This is a genomic window from Priestia sp. USM5 (assembly GCF_058323215.1).
On the sequence record NZ_JBSGKN010000001.1, the window covers coordinates 887,663 to 901,298 of the forward strand.

At 38.2% G+C, this 13,636-nt stretch carries 16 protein-coding genes; 12 read left to right on the forward strand and 4 right to left on the reverse strand.

Annotation, left to right across the window (positions count from 1 at the left end; all coding sequences use genetic code 11):
- The first annotated feature begins 14 nt into the window (after nt 1–14).
- The 7 genes from ACWATA_RS04550 to ACWATA_RS04580 all read left to right on the forward strand — a co-directional run bounded on the left by ACWATA_RS04550 (nt 15) and on the right by ACWATA_RS04580 (nt 6,220).
- Nucleotides 15–1,394 carry a sucrose-specific PTS transporter subunit IIBC gene (locus ACWATA_RS04550; RefSeq protein ID WP_028415103.1) on the forward strand — a complete coding sequence of 460 codons (1,380 nt, stop codon included), beginning with the start codon at nt 15–17 and terminating at the stop codon, nt 1,392–1,394.
- A 211-nt stretch (nt 1,395–1,605) separates the two neighbouring features.
- Nucleotides 1,606–1,878: a hypothetical protein gene (locus ACWATA_RS04555; RefSeq protein ID WP_013058702.1), complete on the forward strand. Its 273-nt coding sequence runs from the start codon at nt 1,606–1,608 to the stop codon at nt 1,876–1,878.
- A 21-nt stretch (nt 1,879–1,899) separates the two neighbouring features.
- A complete protein-coding gene (gene yidC / locus ACWATA_RS04560) occupies nt 1,900–2,718 on the forward strand; it encodes a membrane protein insertase YidC (RefSeq protein ID WP_014458568.1) in 819 nt (272 codons plus the stop codon).
- A gap of 101 nt (nt 2,719–2,819) precedes the next feature.
- Nucleotides 2,820–4,025, forward strand: coding sequence for a TolB family protein (locus tag ACWATA_RS04565; RefSeq protein ID WP_224980521.1), 1,206 nt, complete (start codon nt 2,820–2,822; stop codon nt 4,023–4,025).
- Between the two features lie 35 nt (nt 4,026–4,060).
- A complete protein-coding gene (locus ACWATA_RS04570) occupies nt 4,061–4,570 on the forward strand; it encodes a GNAT family N-acetyltransferase (RefSeq protein ID WP_098999613.1) in 510 nt (169 codons plus the stop codon).
- Nucleotides 4,571–4,689: 119 nt separating this feature from the next.
- A complete protein-coding gene (locus tag ACWATA_RS04575) occupies nt 4,690–5,532 on the forward strand; it encodes an ATP-binding cassette domain-containing protein (protein ID WP_033579865.1) in 843 nt (280 codons plus the stop codon).
- A gap of 1 nt (nt 5,533) precedes the next feature.
- Nucleotides 5,534–6,220, forward strand: coding sequence for a hypothetical protein (locus ACWATA_RS04580; protein WP_028415100.1), 687 nt, complete (start codon nt 5,534–5,536; stop codon nt 6,218–6,220).
- Nucleotides 6,221–6,247: 27 nt separating this feature from the next.
- On the opposite strand, the gene ACWATA_RS04585 is transcribed toward ACWATA_RS04580, so the two are convergent.
- The 3 genes from ACWATA_RS04585 to ACWATA_RS04595 form a co-directional block, all read right to left on the reverse strand.
- On the reverse strand, nt 6,248–7,066 hold the full coding sequence (locus ACWATA_RS04585; protein ID WP_155010511.1) for a glycerophosphodiester phosphodiesterase family protein: 819 nt from the start codon (nt 7,064–7,066) through the stop codon (nt 6,248–6,250).
- Between the two features lie 128 nt (nt 7,067–7,194).
- Complete coding sequence (locus ACWATA_RS04590; RefSeq protein WP_028415098.1) at nt 7,195–7,818, reverse strand: class F sortase; 624 nt, start codon at nt 7,816–7,818, stop codon at nt 7,195–7,197.
- Nucleotides 7,815–8,624: a DUF4397 domain-containing protein gene (locus ACWATA_RS04595; protein ID WP_033579867.1), complete on the reverse strand. Its 810-nt coding sequence runs from the start codon at nt 8,622–8,624 to the stop codon at nt 7,815–7,817. Before ACWATA_RS04595 ends, ACWATA_RS04590 begins: the two co-directional genes overlap by 4 nt.
- 260 nt (nt 8,625–8,884) lie before the next feature.
- Here ACWATA_RS04595 and ACWATA_RS04600 point away from each other — a divergent pair, with 260 nt between their 5' ends.
- The 5 genes from ACWATA_RS04600 (at nt 8,885) to ACWATA_RS04620 (ending at nt 12,780) form a co-directional block, all read left to right on the forward strand.
- Complete coding sequence (locus ACWATA_RS04600) at nt 8,885–9,775, forward strand: YitT family protein (RefSeq protein WP_013058693.1); 891 nt, start codon at nt 8,885–8,887, stop codon at nt 9,773–9,775.
- A 214-nt stretch (nt 9,776–9,989) separates the two neighbouring features.
- A complete protein-coding gene (locus ACWATA_RS04605; protein ID WP_049166054.1) occupies nt 9,990–10,745 on the forward strand; it encodes an alpha/beta family hydrolase in 756 nt (251 codons plus the stop codon).
- Nucleotides 10,746–10,850: 105 nt separating this feature from the next.
- Nucleotides 10,851–11,219 (forward strand): GntR family transcriptional regulator, encoded by a 369-nt coding sequence (locus ACWATA_RS04610; RefSeq protein WP_028415095.1) that lies wholly within the window; start codon nt 10,851–10,853, stop codon nt 11,217–11,219.
- Entirely contained in the window at nt 11,216–12,085 is an 870-nt protein-coding gene (locus ACWATA_RS04615; protein WP_028415094.1) for an ABC transporter ATP-binding protein, read from the forward strand. The genes ACWATA_RS04610 and ACWATA_RS04615 overlap by 4 nt, the downstream gene beginning before the upstream one ends.
- Nucleotides 12,085–12,780 (forward strand): hypothetical protein, encoded by a 696-nt coding sequence (locus tag ACWATA_RS04620; RefSeq protein ID WP_033579869.1) that lies wholly within the window; start codon nt 12,085–12,087, stop codon nt 12,778–12,780. The genes ACWATA_RS04615 and ACWATA_RS04620 overlap by 1 nt, the downstream gene beginning before the upstream one ends.
- Before the next feature lie 38 nt (nt 12,781–12,818).
- Here the strand turns inward: ACWATA_RS04620 and ACWATA_RS04625 are convergent, their stop codons facing one another.
- Nucleotides 12,819–13,421, reverse strand: coding sequence for a DUF3885 domain-containing protein (locus ACWATA_RS04625; RefSeq protein ID WP_013058688.1), 603 nt, complete (start codon nt 13,419–13,421; stop codon nt 12,819–12,821).
- Nucleotides 13,422–13,636: the final 215 nt, after the last annotated feature.

A 13,636-nucleotide genomic window follows, 5' to 3' on the forward strand; every position in this document is an offset into this window, starting at 1 on the left:
AAGGAGGAAGTAAGATGGACGTAAAAGAAATTGCTAAAAAGCTTGTTCCGCTTTTGGGAGGAAAAGAAAATATTGCTAGTGCCCAGCACTGTGCTACGCGTTTGCGCCTCGTTATTCGAGATGAAAGCAAAATCGATCAAAAAGGTTTGGATGAAATAGAGGATGTAAAAGGGGCTTTTTCAAATTCAGGACAGTTTCAAATCATTTTTGGAACCGGTCTCGTTAATAAAATCCACGCTGCTTTTGTTAAAGAATTAGGCGCTGAAGAGGCTGCTGCCCCAGTAGATCACCAAGAAGAAATGAAGAAGAAGATGAACCCATTTGCCCGTTTTGCCCGCATGCTTTCCAATATTTTTGTTCCGATTATTCCAGCCATTGTAGCAAGCGGTTTATTAATGGGATTGCTCGGTATGATGAAAGCGTTCCACTGGGTCTCAGAAGATAGTGCGTTATTTGTTTTATTGGACATGTTCTCAGGCGCAGCATTTATCATTTTACCGATTTTAATCGGGTTTTCAGCTGCAAAAGAATTTGGTTCAAACCCTTATCTTGGAGCGGTTATCGGAGGGATTTTGACGCATCCGATGTTATTAAATCCATGGACATTAGCAGATGCTAAGCCAGAATATATGGATTTGTTTGGCTTAAGTATTCCGCTGATTGGCTATCAAGGTACGGTCGTTCCAATTTTATTAGCTATTTACGTGATGAGTAAAATTGAAAAGGGCCTGCGGAAAATTGTGCCGAATTCGGTTGATTTACTTGTTACGCCTTTTTTAACTGTTATTATCACGGGCTTTGTGTCACTTGTGTTTATTGGTCCTTTCGGCCGCTATATTGGAGATTTAATTTCCATTAGCCTTCAGTCTCTATACGATGTAGCCGGAGTGTTTGCAGGAATTTTGTTTGGTGGCTTATATTCAACCATTGTATTAACAGGCCTGCAGCATAGTTTTCATGCTATTGAAGCAGGGCTGCTTGCTAACCCGAAGATTGGTGTTAACTTCTTACTTCCTATTTGGGCCTGCGCGAATGTAGCGCAGGGAGGAGCAGGGCTGGCTGTTTACTTTAAGACGAAAAATGCCAAAACGAAAAAAATTGCGATTCCGGCGGCTATTTCTTCTTTCTTAGGAATTACAGAACCGATTATCTTTGGCGTCAATTTACGGCTTCGCAAGCCATTTATTGCTGCGGCTATAGGCGGGGCAGCCGGGGGAGGCTACGTTGTACTTATGCACGTAGTAGCCAATGCATACGGACTCACAGGTATTCCAATGATGGCAATCGCCGCACCGCTTGGTATGAGCAATTTAATTCACTATATCATCGGTATGATTATTTCTGTGGGTGTAGCATTCGGCGTTACGTGGTTCATGAAACTAAAAGAAGACTGAGAACCAGCGCTAAGCATACGAGAATAGAGAATGGTATTAGATTTGCTCATCATATTTTATGGTGAGCAAATTTTGTGTCGTAAATATGAAACTTTTTAAAAAGTAATACGTAGAACAGTCAAAGAGATAAGTTGATGTTGTGTAACAGGAACGTAAATGCTACACTACATATATTGGATTGTACTATTATAGTCAGAAAGAGAGCTGGCACATGGAATTTTATCACGATCTTTTTCTATATGCGCCGTATTTATCTGCTTTCGTTTTATACATCCTTTGTTATTATATGCTTCGTGAAGCTAGGTTTACGGCTTTTCATGCGGAACCTGTCACTGACCATGTGAATGCAGGGATCGATCCTTCAGTATTAACGATATGGAAAAGACGAAATGTATTTATACATGTGTATAGAAAAACACCAGTTAAAGAGAAGAATAATGATGAAGAAGATCCTTTCCTTCTGAAAAACACTTCATACATTTAGTCATTATTAGGAGGAAAGAATATGAAAAGAAATAAAAAATTATTATTGCTTGGTTTAATGGGAGCGCTTCTTTTAGCTCTAGCCGGCTGTAGCAGTACAAAAACACCGGTTACGGCTACAAGTGGCGGATTCTGGGATCATTATTTTGTTTACCCTTTATCTATGGCATTAACGAAAATTGCTGAGTGGGCAGGCGGAAGCTATGGTCTGTCTATTATTATTGCGACGGTTATCATTCGTTTAGTTCTATTGCCACTTATTTTAAAACAGCAAAAGAGCACGATGGCTATGCAAGCACTTCGTCCAGAGATGGAAAAGATTCAAAAGAAATATGCTGGTAAAAAAGATCCGGAAACACAGCAAAAGCAGCAAAAAGAAATGATGCAGCTTTACCAAACGCATAAAATTAATCCGGTTGGCGGATGTTTGCCAATCTTTATTCAAATGCCTATTATTATCGCATTTTATAATGCCATTGCACGAACGCATGAAATTGCGCAGCATTCATTCTTATGGGTAAGTTTAGGAAAGCCAGATCCTTACTTCATTTTACCGGTAGTTGCAGCGATTACGACATTCTTACAAATTCGTGTAAGTATGACGGATGAAATTCAACCTCCAATGAAAATGATGATGAACATTATGCCAATCTTCATCTTAGTAGCGGGAATTTCACTTCCATCTGCTCTTGCACTATATTGGGTAATTGGTAACTTATTCGGAATTGGACAAGGTTACTACTTGAAAAAACGTATGAGTTTATTAAAAGAAAAAGATGCGGCCAATAATGCAGCACAAGCTAAAACAAAGCCATCACCAAAATCTAAGTCAAAATCATAATATACAAAAAGCGCAGCTATCCGCTGCGCTTTTTTATTTTTTCAAAAATGTGATGAGATGAGGAGATTTGTGTAACGCTATAAAAAAAGACAGGAGTGAACATGGTGAAAAAAATAGCGTTATGTCTGCTTTTTCTTATGTTGTTCCCTATGCAAATAAATGCTGCCAATACAGTGAAGGTCAGTTTTATACGGCAAGGAAACCTATGGGTATATGATAACGGTACCGAAAGGCAGTTATCCTATGCCCGTCATGCCTCTATGCCTCAATGGTCATCACATGGAGATATAGTTGCGTATGCAGAAAATGATTCTTTAATGATTGCACCGTTAAAAGGAAAACCGCTGCTTGTTGAACATGATGTGACTCATTATCAATGGTCACCGGTTGCCGAGGAGCTTGCGTATATTTCGAATGGAATCTTAGTATATTACAACGTTAAAACGCATGAAAAGAAGCGTGTAGCCATAGGAGTTGATCAGTTTTCATGGTTTCCGGAAGGAGATCGATTTTTAATTACGTCAGCTGCTGCGCTGGCGCCCACGGGATGGGGACCGGTAAAGCTATATACAGTGAGCAAATATGCAGGGTTAGATGTGAAAAAAGTAGAGGCTTTTACGACGCTGCCAGCAGAAAATGATTCATTTTTTGCGTATACAACAAGCAGCTTTAAATGGTCTCCTAACGGTCAATGGATTAGTTTTATCGCTATTCCAACGGCTTCGATGTCTGCAGATGCAAATAAGCTGTGCATCATTACAAAAGAAGGAAAAGCTTTTCAAGTGGTGGGAGATATGCTTAATGTACCCAATTGGTTTAAGTGGAGTAATGAAGAGCAAGTACTGGCATTTATTAATGGAGAAGGAAGATTTGCCACCGAAAATAAAAAGTTCACTTTAAAAGAGATGCCCGTTTTTAAAGAACATGTGTTTACGCCAAAAGGCTTCGCAGATTGGGATTTCACTTGGACAGAAAAAGATAACATCATCATTTCACGTGTGCCCGAAGCAGGGTGGTCGAATGATGAAAAAAAGAGGCCGCTGCCTTTTTTATATAGCATGAATGTAAAGACAAATAAGCAAAGTCAGTTCACATTTCCGCAAAAAGGCTTAGGCGATTACGCGCCTGTTTATCATAAAGCAACGAATCAAACGATGTGGATTCGTACAAATCGAAAACAAGCAAATCTTTTAACGCGCATAAAAGATACGAAAAATGACAAGGTACTTATTTCAGATTTAGACCTGCCGGGAAATTATTATGAGCTGTATCGGTGGAATGAAGTATTTAGCGTGTACAGTCCTTAATAGCTAATTAAAACATAAGAAACTAAGGTGAAAAGATGAATATACGATTGTTGGCAAAAGAAGACGCTGACGTGTACTTTGAACTCCGTCTTCGTGCTTTAAAAGATCATCCCGAAAGTTTTATTTTAAGTTATGAAGAAGAATATGAAAAAGAAATTGCTGATATCAGAAATTATTTCCCAAGCAGCCAATCAGAATTTGTAGTAGGAGCTTTTATGGAAAGCCAGCTTGTAGGGATTGTAGGGTTTCAGCAGCAAAAGCCTTTAAAAGTTCAGCATAAAGGAGATATTTGGGGCATGTACGTAGCCCCTGAAGCAAGGGGGAAAGGTCTTGGGAAGAAGCTGTTAAAAGCCGCTGTTGAACAAGCTTTTTCCAAAGCGAATGTTTTGCAAATCTACCTAGCTGTCGCTGCTAAAAATGAAGGGGCAAAAGCCCTATACAAAAGCCTCGGTTTTACTTCTTATGCGTATGAAAAAAGAGCTCTTCAAGTAGATGGTGAATTTATTGATGAAGAGCATATGGTATTGTCTATAAAAAGCCTTTGATCATATCAAAGGCTTTTTTGTACGGGAAAAATTTAGCTGAAACGTATAGAGATGGAAGCACATTCCCCATAAATATGCTATGATTTAACATATAGGATTATGGAGAGGCGAGGCAGCGGATGGAAAAACTGATTGAATTAAAAAATGTTGCAAAAGTATACAAAAAACATACCGTATTAGAAAACATTCATACGACCCTTTATAAAGGAGAGACTGTTGCGATTGTTGGAAAAAATGGGGCGGGAAAAAGTACGTTTTTAAAGCTAATTGGCGGATTATCTAAACCGACTAAAGGAACAATTCACCTTGATAAAGAAACCGGTACGCCTGGATTTGTGGTAGAGCAATTTCCTCAGGAGCTGCGTTTTACCCTAGCAGGTTATTTGCAGCACATGGGACGAATTCAAGGATTGTCTAAGAAAAAGCGCAGCTCTAGAATTGAAGAGCTGCTCGAAACTTTCGAAATGGTAGAGTTTAGACATGAAGAAATCGTTTCTTTTTCAAAAGGAATGAAGCAAAAAGTCAACATGATGCAAGCACTGCTGAGTTCTTCTAAGCTGCTATTGCTTGATGAACCTCTATCAGGATTAGATGCGCGTGCTCAGCTAGAAGTAGAACGAATTTTTACAAAGCTAAAAGAACGAGGGATGACCATTGTATTTACGTGTCATGAAGAAAGGCTCATACATGCTGTAGCGGATCGTGTTATCACCATTGGGTCACAGCGCATTTTAAAAAATGAGCGCGTTCAACTCATTGAGCATTTAACGGTTATTGAGGCAAATGTGATTCTTAATAAGCCACTTCGTTTATTAAAAGAAAAGTGCACGAAAATTGAACAGCACGGAAACTACTGGATTTTTTATATAGATAAAAAATATGTAAACGAGTTTCTTGCAGAATTACTTGCTGTTCAAGGTGAAGTTGTAAAGCTATATCATATGGAAAGGGAAGAAATTTAAGATGGGTGCATTGATTCGCTATCATTTTATTACATATATTAAATCGTATCGATATATTCCGCCGCTTGCACTTTATATTATTTCGCTGTGTATGAACTATACATATAGACCGAACCCGGTGCTTGATAGCTTTTTTAATACGGCGCTTTTCCTCTTTTTTCTAACCACTTGGTTTACAATGTCGCTGTTTCACGCGGAAGATTCCAGTCAAGAAGTTATTACAAAACTTCACGTAGGGAAAAAGAATAAGTACTTTACGAGCAAACTTATTAGCTGTGTTCTGCTGTTTACATTTTTATCAGCGGTTTCAATTGCCTATCCCGTGCTGCTTGATATGTTTGAAGTGGATATATCCACTAAGCAAATGGTGTTTGGGTTTATTATTCACTGGACGTTTAGTTTGCTTGGTATGAGCATAGGTCTTGTTTTTACAAGAGATGTTGTAAGAGAAGGCAGCTTATCGTGGTTTGGACCTCTGTTTATTTTAATCATTACGCTTGCAGCGGCAGGCGTTTCATTTCCGTATCAAGGAGGCGGACTGCTGCTGTATGTACTGCCGCCCGTATCTGCAATCATTCAATTTATTAACGAAGGATTAAATAAATTTTTGGTGTTTGGCTGGGCTTTGCTTTATGCCATAGCATTAATTAGCCTGTACTTGTGGCGAGCGAATAGAAGAGATGTATAAAGAATAAACACTTGCCGCGGCAAGTGTTTATTTTTTATGAAGCACGTTATAAAGACGATCCGGGTAATTAGTAAACATGCCGGTTACGCCCCACTCGATAAGTGTTCTCATTTGTTTTTCATCATTTACTGTATACGGGTGGACGTCTAAATCATACGAGCGAGCTTTTTGTACATATGGTTTTGTCAGCGTGCTTGCGTTAGGACCGATGCCGTTCGCGTATGTTTTAATTTGTCTGAACTGCTGATCTGTTAACATATTGGTTTGCTTGGAACGAATCAGTTGAATTAGTTTCATAGTAGGTCGGTATCGATGGACGGTTTTTAAGCTTTCAGGACTAAATGATTGTACAATGACGTGATTGGTATGAATGTTGTACTTAGCCATCAGCGTTAACAATTCTTTTTCCATACCTGGATATTCATGAGGAGATTTTGTTTCAATATAATAGTTTGTTCGATTGCCAAACTTACGGAATATTTCTTCTAAAGTTGGAATGACGGCTTTTTTAGGACCTTTTCCTGCGTTCAAACGCTGAAGCTGCTTCACTGTATACTGTTTTACATATCCTGTTCCATTTGTCGTGCGGTCAACTTTGTAGTCATGAATGGCTACAAGCTGCTGATCTTTAGACATGTGAAGATCAAGTTCAATGTAATCCGCTTTTTGCTGGACGGCCGTGAGATAAGATTGCATCGTATGCTCTGGCTCATATCCTGATGCGCCTCGATGAGCAATAATGGCTACTTTTTCTGCTTGAGTAGAAGCTGCCTGCGTATGTATAAACATAAAAATACCGCATAAACAAAAAGTGAGTGAGCTTACAAACCACCATTTTCGTCTCATATCAAAACTCCTTTTTATTGAGGGGTCGTGCATTAGTTTACCAGCGAGATGTTGTGTTCATATTAAGGCTGTGTAAATATTTAAATAAAACGAACCAGTGTGTAATTAAAAGTAATAAAGGCCGATGTTTAGTGAGAAACATCGGCTGTTTTTTCCGGGCGGAGGCTTGTATAAATAACGAGTCTGCGCTCATGAGTTTTCTGTTTATGATCAAATGTTCCCGTACAGGTGATTAAATTAAGCTGGTGTTGAAAAGTTGGACCGAAAATCTCTCTGATAGGAGCAGACTCTCGGGGGTAAGAAGCTTTATTGGTAACAACAAAGGCCAGCTGCTGACCTTGCTGATCGGTTACAAAAATTTCATCTCCTTTTGTGAGCTTGTCGAGATGATAGAAGATAGCGGGTCCTTTTTGGTCATCAACATGTCCTGCAATGACCGCATTTCCTTCCTCTCCGGGTCTTGCTCCAAGCTTAAACCATGCTACATCATGACCATTATCAGGAACGCTCATTTCACCTTGATTAGTAAGGCCCATTCCTTTTATAAAAGCCTTGATATGAAGCTTCGGAATAATAAGCTGAGATGGAAGAGGTGTAGAAGCGGTCCCTGAAGATTTCAAGGATTGAGCCGATTTTGTTTCAGCCATCTTCACAACAAAATCCGTCGAGCTATTTGCAAATGCTGATTGGGCAAACCAGCTGCTCATGAATAGTATAAAAGAAAAGGTGAAAACCCCTCCTATCCATTTCATTCGCTTTCGTATCCTCTGTGACGACGAACAACAAATATAGCGACCGCTCCAATTCCCAATAAAGTAAGAACAGGCACAATTGAATTATAATTATCCTCTGAAGCACCGCCCATACCGGTTTTTGGCATTTCGGAAGGCATAGCGGTATTATCTTTTAATAACAGCGTTTCAAGGCTGTCGGCTTTGTTAATAGCGAGCACCGTGTAGACCGTGTTGGCTTCTAAATTAAGATTTGGAATTTCCAGTATTTTTTTATTGTCTTGACTAGTTGCGATGGTTAAATCATAAGTTCCGGCATCTACTTCAGAATAATTTGTCATTTGTTTAAAAGCAGTGTCTTTAAACAAAGTAGGGCCGTGATTAATACCTACATTAACAGCGGGAGCATCTGGAGAAAAGTGAGCAATTCGGATTTTACTCTTTCCTTTAGCTACGTTCATATCATCTTGAGCTACTTTTAATTCTAAGTGTGCAACTTGGTTAATAGCAGCAAGGGTATAGGCTTTGTTTGCTTCGACGGTTACATTAGTTGAAATGACAGGTTTTTCTTTTCCTTTTGTACCTATAGCATATACCTCTACTTTATGAGACCCCGCAGGTACCTTAAGGTAATCTGTCACATCTTTAAACGATGCGCCGACTACGATGCTTTGATTGTCCACATATATATCTACTTCAGGTGCATCAGGTGATGCATGCACAACTCGTATCATTGCCTCCTGCACAGCTGCAGAAGTGAAATTATCTGAAAAAGCTAGCAATAAAACTGCGAGTAAAGAAGCAGCAATAATCTTTACACGGTTCATAACGTTTTACTCTCCTTTTAATCTAAGTTTGTCCTGTTAATCCCGTATGAAAAGTGGTCGGGGTGCATTCACTTTTGAACGTACTCGGGCATTTATTCACTTGTTATCATCTACAATTTTATCCAATATATGCATAATTTATTTCATTAGATGAAATTTTTGTAAAAGAGCAGATAAATAGTTTGAATTTTGTGATAATATTAAAATAGAGCGTTTAGTTAGTAATTGATGTCTCTATCACAAAAAGGAGGGGAAGTTATGTGCTGCAAACGAATCATGAAATAAAAAAGGTTGTTCATCGTTCGCTATCAGCTAAAATGATTGTAAAGCGTATGCTATTTATTTTAGTGGGGGCCCTTTTAATGGCCGTCGGGCTAGAATTTTTTCTTGTCCCTAATGAGGTTATTGACGGTGGAATTGTAGGTATATCTATTATTTTATCCCACTTAACGGATGTTCAAATCGGCTTTTATATCTTCGTATTAAATCTTCCATTCTTTTTTATTGGATACAAGCAAATTGGAAAAACATTTGCGCTATCTACGCTATTAGGTGTTATCATTCTATCCATTGCTACCTCTATTTTTCACGACTTGCCGGTCTTAACAGGCGACCCTCTTTTAGCAACTGTGTTTGGCGGAATTGTTCTCGGTGTGGGAGTAGGAATTGTTATTCGATACGGAGGTTCTTTAGACGGCACCGAGATATTAGCTATTTTATTTAATAAGCGTACGCCGTTCTCCGTAGGTGAGACGATTATGTTTTTTAATTTATTTATTTTGGGAAGTGCCGGTTTTGTATTTGGCTGGGACCGCGCTATGTATTCTTTAATGGCTTACTTCATTGCTTTTAAAACGATTGACATTGTGATTCAAGGTTTAGATGAGTCCAAGTCAGCTTGGATTATTAGCGAACAATATGAACAAATTGGTGAAGCAATCCTTGCTCGTTTAGGGAGAGGCGTCACGTATTTAAACGGGGAAGGTGCGTATACGGGAGATGATAAAAAAGTGATTTTTTGTGTTATTACCAGGCTTGAAGAAGCAAAGTTAAAAGCGATTATCGATGAGATAGATCCATCTGCTTTTTTTGCTGTAGCAGCTATTGCTGAAGTCAGGGGAGGAAGGTTTAAGAAACGAGATATTCATTAATGAAGGTTGTCTGCTAATGAGACTGCCCCTTATTATAGCTTACAGCCGAATTTTTAGCTTTCTCTGCTTGATTGTTTGTAATGGTTTACGTTACTTTTGCTGCTTCATGCATATTGAGCCCCTCTTTTTTCTTGTATGTCTTTGAAACAAACATGTAAAATGTCTAAAAGATATAAAAAGAGTACATAGTAAAAAAACAGAAAGAGGGAGTGACATGAAAAAAACGTTAAAAATACTAGGAGTCAGTCTTGCCGTTCTTGTTGCAGTAACCGCGGCTTTTTTTGTTATATGGTCGGGTTTTGATTATGAACCTTCAAAACAGCTTCACTCACTGGTAGATGAGAAAAAAGTAGTGAAAAAAGACGATTATTACGTATTTAAGCCTCAAACGAACAAAGAGATAAAGGCCGGCTATATTATTTATCAAGGTGCTAAAGTAGAGCCGTTAGCATATGGCTATTATGCTCAGCAAATTGCAAATGAAGGATATCTTGTTGCTGTTGTAGATTCTCCGTTTAATATGAGCTTCTTTAGTCAAAATAAAGCGACGGATATTGTGAAGAGCTACCCGAAGATTGCCGCATGGTTTATCGGAGGGCATTCCCTTGGAGGAGTGAGTGCAGCGTCTTATGCGTATGATCATCAAAACTCAATAAAAGGCTTAGTTCTTTTAGCATCGTATCCGATGAATAAAAATGATTTTTCAACCTCCACTTACCCTATTTTGTCTTTAACCGGTGAGAAAGATGGTTTGTCGACGCCTGAAAAAATTAAAGAAACCAAGCATTTACTTTCAAAAAATACGGAGCTGGTCCAAGTAAAAGGAGCTAATCACGCACAGTTTGGAATGTACGGGAAACAAAAAGGCGACAACAAAGCCAGTATTTCTCCTAAAGAGCAGCAGGATGAGCTAGTAAAAAGAACGGTAAAGTGGTTCAACAGTCAAATGAAAAAGTCCGTCAGTAACTAACTGACGGACTTTTTTTCTTTTTTTGGAAATAACACTTGAAAAAATAACCAGTTAGTTATATAGTTAGTTACATGAGTAATGAACCACTTAAGTGAGGTAGTCAAAATGAAACAATCATTAGATCATCAGCGACCAATTTTTCAACAAATCAAAGAAACCATCGAAGAGAATATTTTAAATGATGCTTTTCCAGAAGAAGAAAGAGTACCGTCTACGAATGAATTTGCCAAAATGTATCGCATTAACCCTGCAACGGCAGCTAAAGGAATTAATCAGCTAGTTGACCACGGAATATTGTATAAAAAGAGAGGGATCGGGATGTTTGTATGTGCGGGTGCCAAAGAAGTGTTGCTTACACAAAGAAAAGAAGAATTTTATAACCGTTTTATCGTTCCGCTGAAAAAAGAAGCACAGCATTTAGGAATTACGGTAACCGAGTTAAAAGAGCTGTTAGACAAGGGGGAAATAGAATGAATATAGAAGCGCAGCTGTTAAATAAATGCTACGGATCTAAGCAAGTGTTAAAGGATATTTCACTTACGCTAGCACAAAATAAAATATACGGACTGCTAGGTAGAAACGGAGCAGGTAAAACGACTCTGATGCAAATTGTAGCCGGACATATTCCAGTTACAACAGGAGAGGTAAAAGTGGGAAATCAATCTCCGTTTGAAAACCGCTCTGTTCTACAAAACATCTGCTTAATTAACGAAAGCGGAAATTTCAAAAAAACATTAAAAGTCAAAGACGTGCTAAAAATTGCCTCCTTTTTTTATCCTTATTGGAGCCAGGAAGCTGCTGAGAGGCTTATGGAAGAGTTCGATTTAGATTGTAATAGGAAAGTGAAGGCATTGTCTAAAGGTATGGAATCAGCGTTAGGAATTATTGTTGGGTTATCTTCTCGCACAAGCATCACAATTTTTGATGAACCTTATATTGGACTTGATGCTGCGATGCGAGCGCGCTTTTATGAGCTTTTATTGGATGAATATGAAGAATATCCACGCACGTTCATTATTTCAACGCACTTAATTGATGAAGTAAGTAATTTGTTTGAAGAAGTACTTATTATGCAAAAAGGAAAGCTGATTCTTCAGGATACAGCAGAAAATTTGCAGCAGCGCTGTGTAAGTGTGAAAGGACCTAAAAGTCAAATTGAAGAGTATGAAAAAGGAAAGCAAGTCATCCATGAACAAGTATTCGGGGGAGAGAAAAAAATAGTGCTGTTTAATGAAGATATTTATGCTGAAGAACTTGTCGACAGTTCGTTTCATGTAGAAGCCGTTCACATACAGGATATTATGATTTATCTTACAGCCAATCGTGGAGGTGTAGCGTAATGAAAGGACAGTTTGCAGCCATTAGTTATTCGCTCTACGTTGAACTAAAGTATTTAATGATTCGCTTTTGGACGATTCTGCTAGCTTTTGTTGCAGTAGATATTTTAGTGTTCAGTCAGGTGAATGAGCATCTTCTGTTAGTAACAAGTATGCCGCAGTATATCTTTTCAGGTATTGTAAGTTTTATTATCATTCGAAAAAGTTTTTCCTTTTGCTTAAAGTTAGGAGCTACTCGTAAAGCATATCTTTCAACGATGACCTGTGTTTTTGCTCTATTTGCAATTGTAATGTCTTTTATCAATGTTGTCATCATGAGCATTTCAATGAAGGTGATTAATAGTTTGAATTTAATGAATGTTCAGCTTTATTATGCAAGTGATTTTATCTTCCATGATCCTACTCTCGCTGTTCACTTTTTAACGGACGCTGTCTTTATCTTTTTTATTACAGCAGCCGCGTGTTTGCTTGGTAGCATTGTTTACAAATTCGGGCAAACAGGAGGGATGATCAGCGGTGCTGTTCTGGTGTTACTGTTCACAATTCCAGTAACAAAAGAACCGATTATTCATTTTATAAAAAGCTTTTCGAGCGGGTCGTTATTGCTTACATTCGGAACAATGGTTATCGTAAGCTTCCTACTCTTTCTTATCAACTGGCTGTTTTTAAAAAAAGCGTCTCCTGTCCATCAAGCCTAATAAAAAAGCAATCATTCCTTTACTGAATGATTGCTTTTTTACTGTACTTTTTTTGAACAAGCTGCATCAATATCTAGAATCCAGTCGTGAAACTTTTGCTGAAGCAGTTGAAGAGAAGACTGATTGTTTGATACGATGTCCAGGCCGCGCTCGTCGTATAGGTGGAAGATGGTTTCTTTATTCAAATTCACAATGTAACACTCTTCTTCAATAGCCGGATGAATATGAAGATCACGGTTGGCAATTGATTGCAAAAGAAGCTTTTCTTTCACATCATTTGTTTTACAGGCAATAATATACTCAGCGTTATTTAATAATGCTACGGATTGAACTTCTTGTTTCTTCAGGCGAGAGCGGATGAATTTTTTAATAGCTGTTTCTTTTTTCTTTTTTAAAAGTAAATCATCCTGTGCAGCATTCGCTTTGAAAACAAGCAGCAGCTCATCATTTTTTTCATGGAGTGTTTCAAAAATTTCGTAAGCGCGTGCGTACACATTTTTCATGTATTCTCGTTCCCATACGCCTTTTTGATTGGTAAGCGTAAAGCGAATACCCGCAGGCGCGTTATAAAAAAGAGGTCTTTTCATTTGAACATTTGGAAACATTGTTGTTAAGTATGATTGAAGCCGCATTGTGGTCATACGCAACACCTCATTTAGTTTAGTCCTGACTTAATATGTTGAATTTAGTCTATCACGTGATTAGCTAAATTTGTAAAGAAGTAATGTTATTTAATCAAAAGGTAACCAAACTGTTATATTTTGTTGATTTTGCATTATTTCTTTACACAACCTTTGCGGATGAACAGGTTTTTTCATACGCCTGTCGTATTACTTAACGTAGTAACGACGTGAAG